Annotated in this window: 15 protein-coding genes; 6 read left to right on the forward strand and 9 right to left on the reverse strand. The window is 60.3% G+C overall.

Annotation, left to right across the window (positions count from 1 at the left end):
- Positions 1 to 18 precede the first annotated feature (18 nt).
- Positions 19 to 780 (forward strand): SDR family oxidoreductase, encoded by a 762-nt coding sequence (locus F3J17_RS02455; RefSeq protein ID WP_167053426.1) that lies wholly within the window; start codon positions 19 to 21, stop codon positions 778 to 780.
- 42 nt (positions 781 to 822) lie between these two features.
- Complete coding sequence (locus F3J17_RS02460; protein ID WP_167053428.1) at positions 823 to 2061, forward strand: acyl-CoA dehydrogenase family protein; 1239 nt, start codon at positions 823 to 825, stop codon at positions 2059 to 2061.
- 123 nt (positions 2062 to 2184) lie between these two features.
- Here F3J17_RS02460 and tssH read toward each other — a convergent pair whose 3' ends face one another.
- The 4 genes from tssH to F3J17_RS02480 form a co-directional block, all read right to left on the reverse strand.
- Positions 2185 to 4899, reverse strand: coding sequence for a type VI secretion system ATPase TssH (gene tssH, locus F3J17_RS02465; RefSeq protein ID WP_167053430.1), 2715 nt, complete (start codon positions 4897 to 4899; stop codon positions 2185 to 2187).
- 151 nt (positions 4900 to 5050) lie between these two features.
- Positions 5051 to 5536, reverse strand: coding sequence for an Hcp family type VI secretion system effector (locus F3J17_RS02470; RefSeq protein WP_167053432.1), 486 nt, complete (start codon positions 5534 to 5536; stop codon positions 5051 to 5053).
- A gap of 90 nt (positions 5537 to 5626) precedes the next feature.
- Complete coding sequence (locus F3J17_RS02475) at positions 5627 to 7432, reverse strand: OmpA family protein (protein ID WP_240160723.1); 1806 nt, start codon at positions 7430 to 7432, stop codon at positions 5627 to 5629.
- Between the two features lie 14 nt (positions 7433 to 7446).
- Entirely contained in the window at positions 7447 to 8109 is a 663-nt protein-coding gene (locus tag F3J17_RS02480; RefSeq protein ID WP_240160724.1) for a DotU/TssL family secretion system protein, read from the reverse strand.
- A 639-nt stretch (positions 8110 to 8748) separates the two neighbouring features.
- Between F3J17_RS02480 and tssB the strand changes: the two genes are divergently transcribed.
- The 3 genes from tssB (at position 8749) to tssA (ending at position 12554) form a co-directional block, all read left to right on the forward strand.
- The gene (gene tssB, locus F3J17_RS02485; RefSeq protein ID WP_167053438.1) at positions 8749 to 9261 is read left to right on the forward strand and encodes a type VI secretion system contractile sheath small subunit; all 513 of its coding nucleotides are present in this window, start codon (positions 8749 to 8751) and stop codon (positions 9259 to 9261) included.
- A 73-nt stretch (positions 9262 to 9334) separates the two neighbouring features.
- The gene (gene tssC, locus F3J17_RS02490) at positions 9335 to 10870 is read left to right on the forward strand and encodes a type VI secretion system contractile sheath large subunit (protein ID WP_167053440.1); all 1536 of its coding nucleotides are present in this window, start codon (positions 9335 to 9337) and stop codon (positions 10868 to 10870) included.
- A 91-nt stretch (positions 10871 to 10961) separates the two neighbouring features.
- Positions 10962 to 12554, forward strand: coding sequence for a type VI secretion system protein TssA (gene tssA / locus F3J17_RS02495; RefSeq protein WP_167053442.1), 1593 nt, complete (start codon positions 10962 to 10964; stop codon positions 12552 to 12554).
- Positions 12555 to 12644: 90 nt separating this feature from the next.
- Here tssA and F3J17_RS02500 read toward each other — a convergent pair whose 3' ends face one another.
- From F3J17_RS02500 to tssC (F3J17_RS02520), 5 genes are read right to left on the reverse strand one after another with little or no spacing between them, the layout of a single operon-like run.
- On the reverse strand, positions 12645 to 12914 hold the full coding sequence (locus F3J17_RS02500) for a PAAR domain-containing protein (protein ID WP_205194624.1): 270 nt from the start codon (positions 12912 to 12914) through the stop codon (positions 12645 to 12647).
- Between the two features lie 40 nt (positions 12915 to 12954).
- Positions 12955 to 13386, reverse strand: coding sequence for a type VI secretion system baseplate subunit TssE (gene tssE / locus F3J17_RS02505; protein ID WP_167053446.1), 432 nt, complete (start codon positions 13384 to 13386; stop codon positions 12955 to 12957).
- A 7-nt stretch (positions 13387 to 13393) separates the two neighbouring features.
- Positions 13394 to 14068, reverse strand: a complete 675-nt coding sequence (locus F3J17_RS02510; protein ID WP_167053448.1) for a DotU/TssL family secretion system protein — start codon at positions 14066 to 14068, stop codon at positions 13394 to 13396.
- Entirely contained in the window at positions 14065 to 15411 is a 1347-nt protein-coding gene (tssK, locus tag F3J17_RS02515; protein ID WP_167053450.1) for a type VI secretion system baseplate subunit TssK, read from the reverse strand. The genes F3J17_RS02510 and tssK overlap by 4 nt, the downstream gene beginning before the upstream one ends.
- Before the next feature lie 13 nt (positions 15412 to 15424).
- Complete coding sequence (gene tssC / locus F3J17_RS02520) at positions 15425 to 16753, reverse strand: type VI secretion system contractile sheath large subunit (RefSeq protein WP_240160790.1); 1329 nt, start codon at positions 16751 to 16753, stop codon at positions 15425 to 15427.
- On the opposite strand from tssC (F3J17_RS02520), the gene F3J17_RS35980 reads away from it, so the two are divergent.
- Entirely contained in the window at positions 16754 to 16993 is a 240-nt protein-coding gene (locus F3J17_RS35980) for a hypothetical protein (RefSeq protein WP_205194648.1), read from the forward strand. It abuts the gene before it with no gap.
- Positions 16994 to 17089: the final 96 nt, after the last annotated feature.

The following is a 17089-nucleotide window of genomic DNA, read 5'->3' on the forward strand; positions in this document are numbered from 1 at the left end:
ATATCGAGGTTAATTAAGATGACTAATCTGTTCGATCTGAAATCGAAAATCGCACTGGTGACGGGTGCTAGCCGCGGTATCGGTGAAGAAATTGCGAAACTGCTGGCGGAGCAGGGCGCGCATGTGATCGTATCGAGCCGCAAGATCGACGATTGCGAGGCCGTGGCGCGAAGCATTCGCGAAAGTGGCGGCAGCGCCGAGGCCTTTGCTTGCCACGTAGGTCGCATCGAGGATATCCACGCGATTTTCAGCCATATTCGTGAGCGTCATGGTCGGCTCGATATCCTGGTCAATAACGCTGCGGCAAATCCGTATTTCGGCCATATTCTGGACACTGATCTTGCGTCGTTCGAGAAGACCGTTGAAGTCAATCTGCGCGGTTATTTCTTCATGTCAGTGGAAGCGGGCAAGCTGATGCGCGAACATGGCGGCGGCGCGATCGTCAACACCGCATCCGTCAACGCGCTGCAACCGGGCGACCGGCAAGGCATCTATTCGATCACCAAGGCTGGTGTGGTGAACATGACGCGCGCATTCGCAAAGGAATGCGGTCCGCTGGGCATCCGCGTGAATGCACTGTTGCCGGGCCTCACCAAAACGCGCTTCGCGGGTGCATTGTTTGCGGACGAAGCGCTCTATGAACATGCGATCAGCAAGATTCCGATGCGCCGCCACGCCGAGCCGCGCGAAATGGCCGGCACGGTGTTGTATCTCGTCTCCGATGCGTCGAGCTATACCAACGGCGAGTGCATCGTCGTGGATGGCGGTTTGACGATTTGAACGTTGCCATTAGCGGCAATCAACCCGATAGAGGAGAGCAGTATGGACTTCGCTTATAGCCCGAAAGTCGAGGCGCTGCGCGCCCAGTTGAACGCGTTCATGGACAAGCACATCGTGCCGCGCATTCATCAATGGCATGAAGAAGTCAATGCAGGACAGTATCCTGTGTCATTCATGGAAGCGTTGAAGGACAAGGCGCGCTCGGAAGGACTGTGGAATCTTTTCCTGCCGCATCTGCGTGACGACGAGCCGGGCATGCGCTTGAGTAACCTGGAATATGCTCCGCTCGCCGAAATCATGGGACGCGTTCCCTGGGCATCCGAAGTATTTAACTGCAATGCACCGGACACGGGCAATATGGAATTGCTCCATATGTTCGCTACACCCGAGCAACGCAAGCAATGGCTCGAACCGCTGCTCGATGGGAAGATCCGGTCGGCCTTCGCGATGACGGAGCCGGCGGTGGCTTCTTCGGATGCGACGAATATCACGACGCGTATTCGCCGCGATGGCGACGACTACGTGATCGACGGGCGTAAATGGTTCATCACGAATGCCGCGCATCCGAACTGCCAGATTTTCATCGTGATGGGCAAGACCGATCCCGATGCGTCGAGCCACAGCCAGCAAAGCATGATCCTCGTGCCGCGCGATACGCCGGGCGTCACCCTCATCCGCAATATCACGGTGGTGAATCACACGGCGCCTGAGGGGCATTGCGAAATCGAGTTCAAGGGCGTGCGGGTGCCGAAGGAGAATCTGCTGGGAGCGGAAGGCAGTGGATTCGCGCTCGCACAGGCGCGGCTGGGACCGGGGCGTATCCATCACTGCATGCGCTCGATTGGCGCGGCGGAACTGGCCCTGGAGTTGATGATCGAGCGCGCGCAGGCGCGTACGGCGTTCGGCAAGCGTCTGCATGAACATGGATCCGTGGCGGAGTGGATCGCGAAGTCGCGCATTGAAATCGATCAGGCGCGTCTGTTCGTGTTGAAGGCAGCGTGGATGATCGATACCGTGGGCGCGAAGACCGCGCGCAAGGAGATTTCGATGATCAAGGCGCTAGTGCCGACTGTGCATACCGCGGTTTGCGAGCGTGCGATGCAGGTGTTTGGCGCGATGGGGTTGAGCCCGGATACACCGTTGGCCGATAGCTGGACGTGGGGGCGCGCGCTGCGCTTCGCAGATGGTCCGGATGAAGTGCATCTGCAAAGTATTGCGCGGATGGAGATTCAGGCGCGGCCGTTTGAGGAGGGGAGGGTGAGCGGATATTTGAGGGGGTGAGGTGGAAGAGGCACGCAGCGCCTTTTCAGTTCTTCGCAGAATCTAATAGCCGACTCTGATGACTTCTCCATGGCCGGACGCAATCGACTGATTTTTGCGTCCGGCCATGGCTGCTCGAACGGATTAGGCAGCGGGTGCCTGATTGTCCTCGTGGTCTACGAAGTCGATGGTCAGATTGCCATCGGGTGAACTTGAGAGGGTGATGGTCGCGGGTGCACCACCGCTCGCCATGCGTGTGAGCAACTCGCGCGACACGGAAGGCAGGATTCGCTGATTGAGGAACGCGTCGACGTTGCGTGCCCCCGATTCGCGCGCGAGACACAGTTCGGCCATTGCTGCGATCAGCGTGTCGTCGCAGACGAGTTCGACATGGTGCTGTCGGCGTAGGCGCTCAGCTACCTTCGCGAGCTTGAGACGGACAATGGTGGCAAGCGCGTTGACGCCGAGAGGACGGTAAACGAGCGTCTGGAAGCGCGCGAGCAGCGCTGGCGTAAAGTGCTCTACGAGTTGCGGGTGAATGGTTTCGAGGAGCGCGGCCTGCGCCATCTCCGGCCTGTCGGTTGTCGCCTCGTCGATCTGCGCACTGCCCAGATTGGACGTCATGAGGATGACGCAGTTGCGGAAATCGATCTCGCGTCCTTCGCCATCGCGCATTGTTCCTCGGTCAAACACCTGATAGAAGATATCAAGTACGTCGCGATGAGCCTTTTCGACTTCGTCGAGCAGCACGACGCTGTACGGGCGCTGGCGTACCGCTTCGGTTAGCACACCCCCGCGGCCGTAACCCACATAGCCAGGCGGTGACCCCTTTAGCTGCGAGACAGTATGCGATTCCTGGTACTCCGACATATTAATCGTGGTTAACGCGGCTTCACCCCCAAAGAGCAGGTCGGCCAGTGCCAGTCCGGTTTCGGTCTTGCCGACACCAGATGGACCAACGAGCAGAAAGACACCGAGCGGCGCGTGCTCGCTTTTCAGTCCGGCCTTCGCTGTGCGCAGGCTTTCCGCAAGGGCCGCCAAGGCCTCGTCCTGGGCGACGACGCGCTTCGCGAGCTGTGCTTCCAGCGTCAGAAGTCCTATCAGTTCGTCTTCGAGGAGGTTGCCGACTGGCACACCCGTCCATTCGGCTACTACGCGCGCGATTGCATGGGCGTCCACGTCTGCAAAGATCAGCGGCGTTTTGCCTTGTGCGAGTGCGAGTGCCTCGCGCGTGGGCGTGAGTGATGCATGGTTGCCGGAAGCGACAGCTTCGCGCTGTTCAAGCAGCGCCTGGACAAGTTCCAGTTCCTGGCTGTAGCGTTGCTGGAGACCGTCCAGCCGGGTCTTTGCCTCGGTGAGCGCGGTGTCCAATGAGCCGTGCTGCCCCTCAACGATCTCGATACCCGCGCGCTCGTCATCCTCGATCATCGCAAGTTCCAACTCAAGCGCAGCGACTTCAGCTTGCGCACGTTGCAGTTCTGCCGGGGGCGATTCGCGGCCCATACGCACACGAGCGGCCGCCGTATCGATCAGATCGACGGCCTTGTCGGGCAGTTGCCGGGCGGGAATGTAGCGGCGCGAGAGCCGGACTGCGGCGACCAGTGCTTCGTCGCGGATATGCACGTTGTGGAAATTCGCATAGCGCTCCTTCAGACCGCGCAACATCAGGCAGGCGGCCGTGTCGTCGGGCTCGTCGACCTTGATCATCTGGAAGCGCCGTTCCAGTGCGGCATCGCGCTCGAAGTATTCCTTGTACTCCGACCAGGTTGTCGCGGCGATAGTGCGCAGTTCGCCGCGGGCGAGCGCGGGCTTTAGCAGGTTCGCAGCATCGGCGCCACCCGCAGCGTTACCCGCACCGATTAGCGTGTGCGCCTCGTCGATAAAGAGCAGGATCGGCACATTTGAAGCCTGAACCTCCTCGATCACGGTTTTGAGGCGTTGCTCGAATTCGCCCTTTACCCCCGCACCCGCCTGGAGCAGCCCCAAGTCGAGCGTAAGAATGCGCACATTGCGGATCACGTTCGGCACCGTGCCGTCGGCCACACGCAGCGCGAGACCCTCGACGAGTGCGGTCTTCCCTACGCCGGGCTCACCGACGAGGATCGGGTTGTTCTTGCGCCGGCGCGCGAGCACGTCGACCATCTGCTGGATTTCGCGGTCGCGTCCGAAGACCGGGTCGATTTTGCCATCGCGCGCTTTGGCCGTAATGTCGATCGCAAAGCGCTCAAGCGCGTCGCCTTCCGCCTGGCGCCGGTTTGCGAGTGCGGCGGCTACTGCGGCTTCCTGTGGCGCTTGATCTGCGCCGGCCGTCCCCCCCGAGGATGATTCAGGCAGCGCTTCTAGATTGTCCACCGGGTTCTCGCAGGTCCGGTTTCCGAGGCGCGGTAGCAGGCGCTGGATCTGCGCGCTGCTGATGGAGAGTAGTGGCCATGCGTTATTTGCACGCAAGACGTGCGGCGCCTCGATGATTGCTTGCAGGACGTGGCCGGAGCGGATCATCGGGTCGCCTGTCGTGTTCCCAGCCGACGCATGAAACCAGGCGTCGTGGAGCACAGCGGCCAGTTGCGGGGAGAGGCTCGGGCGCCCGCGCAGGTTACGCGGCCTGTGATCGATCGCCCTTAGCAGCACGTCCCATATGGCATCGACGTCCAGTTCGTAATGGTTCATGATGGCCGGGATATCGCCGTCCCCAGACTCGATCAGTTTGAGCAGCCAGTGCTCGACTGAAATTTCGTCCGCCAGACGCCCCTGGCACAGGCTTGCCGCAGCCTCAAGCGCCCTAGCGCAGTGAGGATTGAGTCGCTGAAGAAGCTGGTTCGTATCACGGAAGGAAGGGCTTCGGTCGTAGTGCACGTTCATGTTCGGGCCACTCGCGCAGGCGAAAAGATAGTAGTCACCACCCCTTGACCTGTGTATATAAAGGCCAGCCCGCAACATCAGCGGACCGGCAAGGGAGGGCCGGCATTACCAGGGAAAAAGATCCGCGGACCGACCCTCAGACCACCGGAAATCAGGAACGCTCGTTCCAGGTATCCTTGTGGATGATGTTGCCGTCCTTGTACGACCAGGTGATCGTCTCGTAGCGCAGTTCGACTTCCTCGAGGTGGTTGTGTTTCTCGTAGTCGGGGATCTTGATGTCGAGCATCTTCGGACGCACTGCCACGACCTTCACGTTCTCGAGTTTGGTGTTGAAGTACTCCTTCTCTTTGCCCGCGTCGTCAATCTTGTACCACTTGATCTCGGCCGACTTCAGCGTCTGGCCGCTGGTCACGGCCTTGTACAGATACGGCGTCGACGCATCGGTTTCTTTGATCAGCGTGATCGGCGCGTGCACACGCGTACCCGTCAGCTTGCCCGTGTTACCGTCGGTTGGAATGTGCAGGCTGTGATCGAATTTCGTGATTTCGATGCTGCCTTCGCGACCCTGGACCGTGACTGAGCCTTTGATGTCTGCGCCACCATCGTCCTTGAGCCACATGTATGACGGAATTGCCATTTTCACTTCCTCTTCTTGCTGCGACAATCGCCCGGCGTCATCCGCTGGGCTACACAATCCCGAAGCCCATGCTTCGGGGACTAAACCGTGTTATCCGGCTGAATGGGGTGCACCTGATGCCGGGGCGACCGGCGTGGCTACTGCTTGCGCATCAGGGACGAGTGTGATTTCCACGCGGCGATTTTTTGTCCGGCCGGCTTCCGTGCTGTTATCCGCAAGCGGGCGGGTATCGCCATAGCCCTGGATTGCAAACTGGGTAGCCACCAGCCCGGAGGCCTCGATAAGCCAGTTGCGCACGGCTTCGGCGCGAGCTGTCGAGAGCTTCAGATTGCTGCCGGGGTCGCCGACGTTGTCGGTATGGCCTGCCACGAGGATCCGCTTGCCCGGATGCGCCTTGATCATTTCGAGCGCGCTCACCATGACCCGGGTCGAGCCGTCCTTGAGTTGAGCCTTGCCGCTGTCGAAGAGCGACATGCTGTCGAGCGTCACGATCTGGGGCGGCGGCGGTGGCGGCTGATACGAGGTAATCGCTTCGTTGAGCGGAGGGATAAGCCTGGCGCCCCGGTACAGACCGAATGAGAGGGGCAAGGGCGTGCCGGTGCTTGCGTAACGCTGAAGCTCATTGCGGTCGGCAACGAGCGCCTGCAACGCGTCGCGCTTCGCCGCGTCGTGACTGGCAGGAATCGCCGCGTAGCGGTTTAGATCCGCTGCGATGCGTGCAAGCAGCGTCTGGTTGTGCTGCGTCGAGAGGAGGCAGGCGGCGGCCGCAGCGCAGGTCACTAGCACCAGTGCGTGAGCGAGCGCGAGCACGCGTGGCGACATCCAGAATCGTCGGGGCATCGCCCGGATCAACGGCTGAGGGAGTGGCCATGGCATGGGCGATGCGCAGGCGGGCACGCGCGAGACTTCGGTGTGCCTCTGGACGTCGCTTTCCCAGGGACGGCCAGGTCCGCACGCCGGTCCACAGTCAATCCAGCCAACGCCATACAGCGCCCAGGGCGCAGCGGGTTGCCGCGTGTCAACGAGTGCGTGGATCACGACGCGCTGCGTCCAGCCCATAATAGACGCGAGGGCGGCCGCGCGAGTCGCCGACACGATACCGTCCGCGTCACGGATGGCTTCATTGTTAGCAGCACGAATCACCGTCGTAAAATGTTGCGTATCCAGACCTTGGGTGCCGGACGACACGCCATACCACTGCGGTGTGGGAGCATCTGCCGACGGCGTGGCGCTGTGCCCGTGAACAAGTCCCTGCGTCAAACCCCGCAGGCCGCCGGACGAGAGGCGTTGATAGACCGCGACATAGCCTGGAAGCGGGCGCGAGCCCAGCATGCGTGCTGCGTCCGCAGTGGCTTGCCGCACCACGCGCAGCGACTGCGAGAGCGTGTCCTCGTCCGTATAGCGGGCGGGGGAGACCACCAGCACGATTCCGTCTGGCACCCGCCCGTCGCGCCATTGCCTGACCGCCGTAGCAATGCGTGGGAGATCCTGGGAGCGGTCCACGCGCAGCCAGATCGCGCCATCGCCGACATACGCAAAGCGCGCTCCGTTGTGCCGGTCGAACAGCGCGGGTAGATCGTCGCCGGTGACTAGCACGAGCGGCATACGGGTACGCAGGCGCAGCGGAATGTCGGCAGTTGCCGAACCCAGTGCGGCCAGCACGTGTGCGTAGTCCCGACGTGCCACCGTTACGAGCCGCGTACGCCAGAACATCAGCGCTGATCCGGCGAGCAGGATAGCGCCGGCCAGCGCGGCTGACAGTCCGGCAGGCAATCGGCTCACCAGCCAGATGACGGCGAGTGCGAGTGCGACGGCAAACAAAACCATAGCGCGCAGGGGATATCCCAAGCCATCATGGCCCGTCGCCGGTGCTGCATGGGTTCCGGCCGTCAGCATCGATAGATCCGATCTCATGACCGGATGCTTCCAGTCTTGACCTTCGCTGGGATGATCTGAGCGAGCTGCGTATCCAGCATCCTGCTTCCGATCACCCATACGGTCAGTACAACCAGGAATCCGAATGCCACTGATATCCACGGTGCAGACTGGCGGAGTTTGCCGGGAAGCCGCAACTCAGCCGCATCGACTACAAAGGGGGTGTCAACGGTAGTGCGAAGCGACTGAAGCCGCGCATCGAGCGCCGCTATCAGCGCCGCGCGCCTGGTCTCGCCCTCGCGCGCATAACGACCCATAAATCCCAGGCTGAGAATCGCGGCATAACATTCAAGCAATCCGACGTGCGGCGATGGGGTATGCAACTGCATTTCGATGGCGTCAATGACGCGTCTGCCGGCGTCATGGATGGAGAAGCGTTCAACCTGCATTGGTTGCAGCTCCCACGCTGTCCGTGTGTCAGCGGGAAGGTTGCGCAGCGCCACTTCGTCGAGCAGCCCACACTGGGCTAACAACGCTTCGTGCTGGACGTTCTCGGGGTAGTCCCCCCGCGCAAGCGCATCTGCGAACTGAGAGACGAGCTGTGCGCAGCGCTCGCGAAATCGTGCGGCATTCTGGACGGTTCCCCCTGCACTCAGCGAGGTCACTAGCAGCGCGGTACCGTGCAGCAGATCGCGCATGCCGACGCCTTCGGGGCGTGCTATGCCGGAGACAGGGTTCGTAAGTGGGAGCCTGTTGCGGCCCAAGGTCAATGTGATCATGCGCGCCAACGTCTGGTGCAGGTTTGGGTTATTTTTTCCGTTACGCGGAAGATTCTATATGCCAATTTTCGACTAGATGTAGTGAATTATCTGACGTCTTATCAGATTAATTATTCAAAGATAGCTATATCAAAATATTGATTGAATTTTTGTGGCTCATTGCGCATGAGCCTCGTTGTTTATATTGAGAATTGTCAATAATTTATCGATGAATCTGGATGGCGTTTCGCTGTATGACGAGTTTTTGCACTTACGTGAAATGTCTAAGGCATCTGCGGAATTAAAAGAAATCTCTGAAAATTGTGCGTTGTCGCAAAGAATCTAATTGAAGATGCTGCTCGCTTTAATTCAAGATTATATTTTTATCGTTCTCTGCGAGAAGGCTTTGACGGAGTGCTGGTAAACCTGTTTAATAGGATCCGCCAATAGGGTCGCATGAATGAAACCCGGTCACGAAGAGCACTCTGGATGAGCATTCGCAGTGCGTATGCGGAATGCTTTTCTGTCGCTACGGTTGATTTCTGCGGAGAGTTTCAACGTTATTTGTAAGGATAACTGATGGATAGCTTTCAGAGAGAAATTCCTAAAAGTCGTGTCTCGATAACGCTCGATCTGCACACCGGCGGAGCGCAGAAAAAGGTTGAGTTGCCGCTCAAGCTGCTGGTCGCGGGCGACTTCAGCGCAGGCCGTGAGCAGGCGCCGCTCGCTGAGCGAAGGAAGGTCAATATCGACAAGAACAACTTCGATTCAGTGCTCGCGGACTACGCGCCGGACCTGAAGTTCGCGGCGGAGAATACGCTGGCCGCCGACGGCTCCGAACTGCCGGTGAATCTCTCGTTCCGTTCGATGAAGGACTTCGAGCCGGAGCAGGTCGCCCGCCAGATTCCAGAGCTCCAGGCGCTGCTCGCGATGCGCAACCTGCTGCGCGACCTGAAATCCAACCTTCTCGATAACGCCACTTTCCGCCGCGAGTTCGAGAAGGTCCTGAAAGACAAGCGTCTGTCCGACAAACTGCGCGGAGAACTGGCGCAACTGGCGACGGCGGCCACTCAGCCTGAAGGCCATGCCTGAGCGGCGTCGGCCAAAGATGGCCTTCACTGCATTTCGTCACCAGACAGCCTTACAGAATCCGACAGGAATCCCGATGAAACAGAATGAATCACGCCAGGGTAATGCTGAGACAGTCGTGCTCGACGCCCCCGATAGTGTATATGCGTCGCTGTGCAGCAAAATCAATTTCAAGCCTGTCGCCGAGGCTCGCCCGATGGAGGCGTTCCGGGATAGCGACACGCTTTCCGAAGCCTCCGCCGACGAGCGCATCGCGCGCGGCATGGGCGCTTTCCTTGAACTGGTCGCAAAGACGAGCCAACCGGTCGAGCGTCTGGACAAGTCATTGCTTGATTTCCATATCGGCCAGCTTGACCGCCAGATCAGCCGTCAGCTCGATGCGGTAATGCACGCACAGGCGTTTCAGGCACTGGAAGGCCGCTGGCGCGGTCTCAGGATGCTGGTTTCCAAGACAGATTTCCGCCGTAATGCGCGCATCGAGGTGCTCGACGTATCGAAGGAGTCGTTGCAGCGCGACTTCGAGGATACGCCCGAACTCATCCAGAGCGGTCTGTATCGCCTTACGTACATCGAGGAGTACGACACGCCGGGTGGCCAACCGGTCAGCGCGATGATCAGCGATTTCGAGTTCGAAAACTCGCCGATGGACATCGCTCTGCTGCGCAACATCTCGAAGGTGGCGGCTGCTGCCCACATGCCGTTCATCGGCTCGGTGGGCGCGGCCTTCTTCGGCAAGCAGTCGATGGAGGAAGTGGCGGCGATCCAGGATATCGGCAACTACTTCGACCGCGCCGAGTACATCAAGTGGAAGAGCTTCCGCGACACGGACGATGCGCGCTATGTGGGTCTGACGATGCCGCGCGTGCTCGGCCGCTTGCCATATGGTAAGGACACGGTGCCGGTGCGGGCGTTCAACTACGAAGAAGCAGTGACGGGCCCGGATCACGACAAATACTGCTGGGTGAATGCCTCGTTCGCGTTTGCGGCCAACATGAGCCGCAGCTTCGTCAATAATGGCTGGTGTGTCCAGATCCGCGGGCCGCAGGCAGGCGGCAAGGTCGAAGATCTGCCGGTCCATCTATACGACCTCGGCACCGGTACCCAGGCGAAGATCCCGACCGAAGTGCTAATCCCTGAGACGCGCGAGTTCGAGTTCGCGAACCTGGGCTTCATTCCGCTCTCGTTCTACAAGAACCACGATTTCGCGTGTTTTTTCTCGGCAAGCTCCGCGCAGAAGCCCTCGCTCTATGAGACCAGGGAGGCTACGGCCAACAGCCGTATCAATGCGCGCCTGCCGTACATCTTCCTGCTCTCGCGTATCGCGCACTACCTCAAGCTGATTCAGCGCGAGAATATCGGCACAACCAAGGACCGGCGTCTGCTCGAACTCGAACTGAACAGCTGGATCAAGGGCCTCGTCACCGAGATGAAGGATCCGGGCGATGAACTGCAGGCCTCGCATCCGCTGCGCGAAGCGAAGGTGACCGTTGAGGACATCGAGGACAACCCGGGCTTCTTCCGCATCAAGCTCTTCATCATCCCGCACTTCCAGGTCGAAGGCATGGATATTGGCTTGTCGCTGGTGTCGCAGATGCCCAAGGCCAAGAGCTGACCGGGCGTTGTCAATGTGAACCGCGCCGGGGCAGCCCAACGCCCCGGCGCAATGACTTTTCCTGCCTGCTTTGTCTGTTAAGGATCCGTTGATGCTTTCCGGCTTGCTCAGAACGCTGTTTCCGTCGCGAGATGTGGAGCAGTTCACCCGCTCGCGTCTTGATACCTGGGGCGACTGGTTACAGCCGCTGCCAGGGGATCGTGGCGTGGGACGCGACCCCGGCTACGAGGATGCGTTTTTTACGCTGAAGGACGAGGCCACCCGGCTCTCGGGCATCGACGATGCACTAATCGTGCGTACATGCGAACAATTGCTCAGGGAAACCGGCAAGGATCTGAGACTGGCCGGCTACTATGCTGGCGCGCGCCTGAGGCAGGACGGCCCGGCAGGTTTTGCAGATGGGCTGGAACTGGCTGCCGCGCTCGTCGAGCGGTTTGGGGAAACCGTGTTGCCCGCGCGCGCCGAGGCAAAGAAGGGCGCGTTGGACATGCTGGCCACGGCGCGCATGGTCGAGTTGCTCGACAGAAGCGGGGAGTCTGCATCTTCGGAACGTGAACGCGCGCTGGAGCGCTCACTGGCCGCGCTCGATGTGCTGGTGACGCAGACAGCCACCTGGGCAGAGGCCGCGCGTCCGAACCTGGAACCCTTGATTTCAAGATTCGACCGCCGGGATGAACCCATCGCTGGCGCCGACGCTGAGCAGGCAACCGCGCCCGCCATGACTGGCGCAAGCGCATCTGGCACGATAGCTTCGGCACGCGATCTGCTGGAGCAGGCGCGCACGATGGCCACGTGGCTGCGTGAACAGGAGCAGGGCTATTTGCCGTCAGCGCGGCTTGTGCGATGCATACGCTGGGATACCCTGCACGAAGTGCCACCGACGGATGCCGCCTCGCATACGCGGCTCGCTGGCCCGCGTCCGGAACTGCGCGCGCAGATGAAGCGGCTCGTGCTGCAGAAGCAGTGGAACGAACTACTGGAGCGGGTCGAAGGCGCGTTCATGGAGGGTGTCAATCACCTATGGTTCGATCTGCAGCACTTTCAGCATGTGGCGCTTGACCACGCGGGCGTGCCGTACAGCGCATGGCGCGAACTGCTGCGCGCCGACTTCGCGCTTTTTCTCGAGCGACTACCCGGCATTGAGCGCTTGTCGTTCAATGACGGCACGCCGTTCGCGGACGATACGACACTGGAGTGGATCGCTCGACACGCGGTCGTGCGAGATCTGGAAGCTGGGGAGGTTGTAGCGCCGCTGCCCGTATCCGCCGATAGCGAGGAGGGCGGTGCAGGAGATTGGCCCGAGATCGAGGCTCAGGCGCGGGATATCACGGCGCGCGATGGCATTGAGGTGGCCTTTGCGTGGCTAGAAGGGCTACCTGGCATGAAGACGGAACGGCACCGGTTCCTGCAGCGTTTTGTGATGGCGCGTCTCGCACAGAATGCCGGGCGGGCGGATACGGCCATGGCGCTGCTGCTGGAACTGGATGCGGCCGCGGTTTCGTTACCGCTCGTGCGCTGGGACCCGGCGCTGGTGTTCGAGATCAAGCTGCAGTTATTCAAGGCACTGAAGGCCGCGAGCAGTCGCAAAGATGCGGACAAGCCTGGAATCGCTCGCCGGATTGCAGGGCTGCAGGGCGAGATGACGGTGCTGGATCCGGCGCGCATGCTTTCGCTGGACCAGTGAGCGCGGGTCGACACGGTGACGATTCTCGCATGCCTCTGTATATGCCTCGTCAATTGCTGTCTGCCCACCGGCGGTACCGCCTGACTGGGCTTACTCGTCGTAGAATTCGGAACGGGCGATCACACGGTTCTCCCCTCGCGGACACTGGCACGCCACGATGTCGTTGTCCTTCACGGCAGCGACGTTATCCGTCAATCCCCAATTTTGCGCCGTTCCCAGCATCGGGCCGTTCTGCCCGCAGCGCCCACAGGATGCGAGTCCCCCATTTTTCGCGAGGGCACCATTCTCGTCTGAAAAGTTTTCGTCACCGTCGAGCACCATGCCTCCGGTGGTCGTCTTATTGCCCTTCACTGCCAGCATCGTTGCCACGGAATCTCTCCCTGATGAGTTTGAAAAGAACTTAGTAGCGGTCAAGTGCGGTTTGGCGCATCTTCAGCCGCGTCTTGCCGTCCGGCGTGAAGACTGTGTCGAACCGCACGAGCCCTTCATGACGCATGTGGCAAGCCAGCGTAAAACTGACCATCATGCCGGGTTCCGGAGTCGTCACCTCAATCCCGACCGACTCCAGGCGCGGTTCGTACTTGAGCAAAGTCGATTCAATGGCGTTGCGCAGCTTGTGCGTCGACGAAGGCAGATGGCGATAGATTTCTGATAGGTCGTCGAGCCCGAAGTCCGGCAGGTGGGCGAGCGAGCCACGCCGGCTGTTCAGAATCCGCTCGACGTTGTCCCGCACCGAAAGGAAGGTCTGGTTTTCAACGGAGAAGTCGCTCACGACCGAGCCATCGGCAAAATGCCCCGTGATCCGCTCGAATAGTCCGGGTCCTTTACGCATAAGTGCCTCAATGCGCCATGCCGGCGATCGACGACAGCAGCCAGCGGTCGATGGCAAACCACACAAGTCCAGCAGCCACACACGCCATGAGGACCCACGCGAGCGGCGACAGGGGGCGCCTGCGCCAGTGTGTCGGGTTCACCACTAGCGGGCCCGATAAATCCGGTGTTGTACCTGTGTCCATGCCCATGGCTCGGGTAAGACGCTCATTGATCGCGTGAATGAGCTTCGTGCGCGCATCAGCCTCGTTCGCGGCATAGCGCCCTCTGAATCCGAGGCTCAGCACGGCGGCAAAGATGCCCAGCAAGGGCAGGACTGGCCTGGGCTCCCGCAGACGCTGGCCGATGCGCCGCAGCAGTTCCTCGCCAGCATCATTGCGGCCGAACATCTTGACCTGCAAGGGCTCGCGTGCCCACGCATCGCGCTCCTCTTCGCCCAGCCCATTGAGCGCTGCCTCGTCGAGCAAGGCACATTGCGCATAGAGTGCATCGTCGATCACGTCGTGTGGATGGCCACGTCGCAACAACTCCTCACGCAGACTGACGACCTGCTTATCGCATTGCTCACGTAGATCGTGAAGCGATGGCGTGCGTTTGCCAGACAGCGCCACGATCGTGCGTGCGGTATCGCGCAAAGCAACGGGCAGTAGTTCTGGAATGGAGCGGGCTGAGGCGATCTTCATGACGGCAGCACCGCATAGAGCTCAAGCTCAGCTTCGGGAATCGATGCCGGCAGATAGATCTGGCACGTGCGGGCGGCGATCATCCGCGCAAACGCGGGGTCGGTACTGTCGACGGCGAAGTACTGGTTCTCGATGCGCACGGGAATGGCGGCCGGCAGACGCGATACGGCGCGCAACGGAATACCGGCGAGCGCCGAGTTGACAACCTGCTCCACCTCGTCGGGCGCACCCATCTTGCACAGCTTCGGCAACTGCTCAAGCAGCGCGTGAGCTGGCATCGATGCGCGCACCGAGAGGTAGTAGTCGGTATCCTCGGTGAGCCGCTCGTCGTTGATCTGGCCGCGCCACATCGAGGTGCGCAGGCGCTCGAGCGTGACAGGTACGACCCGCGAAGGAATCACCGCATCCAGCAGTGCGCGGATCAGGGATTCCAGCTCTTCAAATACCGGTTCTGGTGCGAAATGGTCGTACGCGGGAATGGCCTGTAGCGTCTCTGTGGTCGAGAACGTAAGTAGCGATCCAGCCAGGCGTGCGAGCACAGCGTACAGTCGTTCAGGATGCTGATCGGGCGCCTGGGCAAGACGCGCCAGTTCTGGCCACGTACTGTTCACCGAATGCAGCAGCCAGAAGAGCGCAACGTCGGACACCGCATAGTCAGCGATCTGGTCCGAGCGCTCCTTGCGGCGTACCGCAAGACTGGCGCTCTTGGCCGTCAGGATCTCAGACAGGCGTCGCACGCGCTGCGTGAGCCGCGTGCTGGCCGACAGGAGCAGACACGGTGGCACAAACGTTTCGTCCTGCTCGAAGCGACCCTGTGGCGTGCGGATGAGACGCGCAACCGGACAGGTAATGTAGTCGTCCGGTTTCTCGAAGTCGAACAGCATCGCCACAATCTGGCGCTCGACGCTGATCTCTTCTTTTCCCTCGCCGTTGATGTCGACGACATGCAAGTATTCGCGCGTCACGCGCCGGGGCCGCGCATACTTCTCGCCAGGCTCCGCGCAGTTGCTGCCCTTAGGATCAACGAGGGCTACGCCGGCGAGCACCGTGACCGTGTCGACATTGGCCGGAATGTCGGCCAGATTGCGAGCGCCCGGCAGCCAGTCGGCGGTCTCGCTGTCGATCAGCGTGCCATCGCGCAGACGCGCTGTGAGCCTGGTGAGTTGCAGTCGGTCAACGGCAAGCGCCTTCGCATCCAGTGCGACAGTGCAGACGCCCCAGGCGTCGGGACTGACGATGCGGGCGACATGATCATTGGCGAACTTTTCCCACAGCGCCTGCTGCTGGAAGTGCTGCGGCGTCATGAAAATGCCGCGCGCCCACAGGGGTTTGGTGATTTCCATCGTTGATAGGGATTCAGGTAAGGGAGGCGGGCAGGTCCCGATCTTGGGCCTTGGGCATTTGCGACATGAGCGACAGGCTCACATCCATGCCCTCGATCTGGAAGTGCGGAACAATGTAGAGCGCGATGCGAAAAAATCCGGGATTGTCTTCGATGTCGTATACTTCGACACGGGCCTCGCGCAAGGGATGGGACGCCTGTAGTTCATCGCCTGCGTCCTTCATTTCCGTGACGAGGTCCTTGATCCAGTTGTTCAGTTCGAGTTCAAGCAGACGCCGGTCTTTCGTCGTACCGATGTTCTCGCGCTGGATGAGCTTCAGGTAGTGCGCTATACGCGAGAGCAGGAAAATGTACGGTAGGCGTGCATTAATACGGCTGTTGGCTGAAGCATCCGGCGTGTCGAAGACTGCGGGCTGCTGCGTAGAATGCGCGGAGTAAAAGCAGGCGTAATCGTGATTGCTGGTGTATGAAAGCGCGATCAACCCGAGCCCGGCGAATTCGAATTCACGGGTTTCTAGAATCAGTGCGTCGGTCGCGATCTTGCCCAGAGCGCCCGTATCAAGATCGTAGAGATGAACCGGTAGATCTGGAATCAGGCCGCCGGCTCTCGGGCCCCGGATGTGCAGACACCATCCGTTGCGAACGAAACTTCTCACCAGGTTCACGGCAAACGCAAATGCCGCGTTCGCCCACACGAAGGCACCACTTCCGCCACCCCGAACGTCCTCGATGTAGTTGAACGCCTGTACGGGGAGGGTGTCAGGTCCGTACGGCAGGCGTGCGAGGAACCGTGGCATCGTCAGTCCGACATAGCGCGCGTCCTCCGTTTCCCGGAACGCCTTCCATTTGAGATACGTTGCACGCTCGAAATAACCGGGCAGGTCGCGCATTCCTGCCACTTCCTCCATCGACGCCCGTCCAAAGAACGCCGGCGCAACCGCGCCGATAAAGGGCATATGCGCCGCAGCAGAGACCTTGGAGAGGCTGCGCAGCAGCGCGATGTCCGGCGCACTGGCATCGAACGCGTAGTTCGCGATGATTGCAGCAAAGGGATAGGCCCCTGGCGTGTCGTATTCCTGCGTGTAGGTCTGGATGAATAGGCCGCTCTGCGTCAGATCGGGCGCATCCTCGAAGTCCCGGCGCAACGTTTCCTTCGAAACGTCAAGAACCTCGATCTGCACCCGGCTGCGAAAGTCCGTCCGGTCCACCAGAAACTGCAACCCGCGCCATCCCGATTCGAGCGTCTGGAATGCGGGGTGATGCAGGATGGCGTCGATCTGGACGCCGAGCATTCGGTCTAGGGTAGCAAGGTCGTGATCGATGTGCAGCGTGTCGAGGCGCATATGTTCGTGGACGAACACGGCGGGATTCGTGGCCTGAATGTCTCGCGGGGTATTGCTCTGGGCGCCTGCGTTCATGGTTTCGTGTCTTATCTTTCCCAGCTATGTTTGGCCAGCGATATTTATCATGACGCGCGTCTCAAAATAATATTCGAGCATCAAGAATGGCAAGGTTATGACCGGAAACAAAAATATCGTAAGGCGGAATCTGCATCGCTTTACTCGCAGTTCGAAGCGGCTTAATGTACTTCCCCTAAATAGCCGTTGCGAGCGCAATTAAGTTTCCATGCATCTATATCCGCGCTGGATCGAAGCGCAGGTAAAAAGCGCTGCTAACCA

Origin of the sequence: Burkholderia sp. Ax-1719, from assembly GCF_011753055.1 — a bacterium.
Classification (GTDB): Bacteria; Pseudomonadota; Gammaproteobacteria; order Burkholderiales; family Burkholderiaceae; genus Paraburkholderia.

Coding starts and splice junctions, on each gene's coding strand:
- F3J17_RS02455 (WP_167053426.1), top strand. CDS start 19: ATGACTAATCTGTTCGATCTGAAATCGAAAATCGCACTGGTGACGGGT.
- F3J17_RS02460 (WP_167053428.1), top strand. CDS start 823: ATGGACTTCGCTTATAGCCCGAAAGTCGAGGCGCTGCGCGCCCAGTTG.
- tssH (WP_167053430.1), bottom strand. CDS start 4,899: ATGAACGTGCACTACGACCGAAGCCCTTCCTTCCGTGATACGAACCAG.
- F3J17_RS02470 (WP_167053432.1), bottom strand. CDS start 5,536: ATGGCAATTCCGTCATACATGTGGCTCAAGGACGATGGTGGCGCAGAC.
- F3J17_RS02475 (WP_240160723.1), bottom strand. CDS start 7,432: ATGCTGACGGCCGGAACCCATGCAGCACCGGCGACGGGCCATGATGGC.
- F3J17_RS02480 (WP_240160724.1), bottom strand. CDS start 8,109: ATGCGCGATCTGCTGCACGGTACCGCGCTGCTAGTGACCTCGCTGAGT.
- tssB (WP_167053438.1), top strand. CDS start 8,749: ATGGATAGCTTTCAGAGAGAAATTCCTAAAAGTCGTGTCTCGATAACG.
- tssC (WP_167053440.1), top strand. CDS start 9,335: ATGAAACAGAATGAATCACGCCAGGGTAATGCTGAGACAGTCGTGCTC.
- tssA (WP_167053442.1), top strand. CDS start 10,962: ATGCTTTCCGGCTTGCTCAGAACGCTGTTTCCGTCGCGAGATGTGGAG.
- F3J17_RS02500 (WP_205194624.1), bottom strand. CDS start 12,914: ATGCTGGCAGTGAAGGGCAATAAGACGACCACCGGAGGCATGGTGCTC.
- tssE (WP_167053446.1), bottom strand. CDS start 13,386: ATGCGTAAAGGACCCGGACTATTCGAGCGGATCACGGGGCATTTTGCC.
- F3J17_RS02510 (WP_167053448.1), bottom strand. CDS start 14,068: ATGAAGATCGCCTCAGCCCGCTCCATTCCAGAACTACTGCCCGTTGCT.
- tssK (WP_167053450.1), bottom strand. CDS start 15,411: ATGGAAATCACCAAACCCCTGTGGGCGCGCGGCATTTTCATGACGCCG.
- tssC (WP_240160790.1), bottom strand. CDS start 16,753: ATGCGCCTCGACACGCTGCACATCGATCACGACCTTGCTACCCTAGAC.
- F3J17_RS35980 (WP_205194648.1), top strand. CDS start 16,754: ATGTTCGTGGACGAACACGGCGGGATTCGTGGCCTGAATGTCTCGCGG.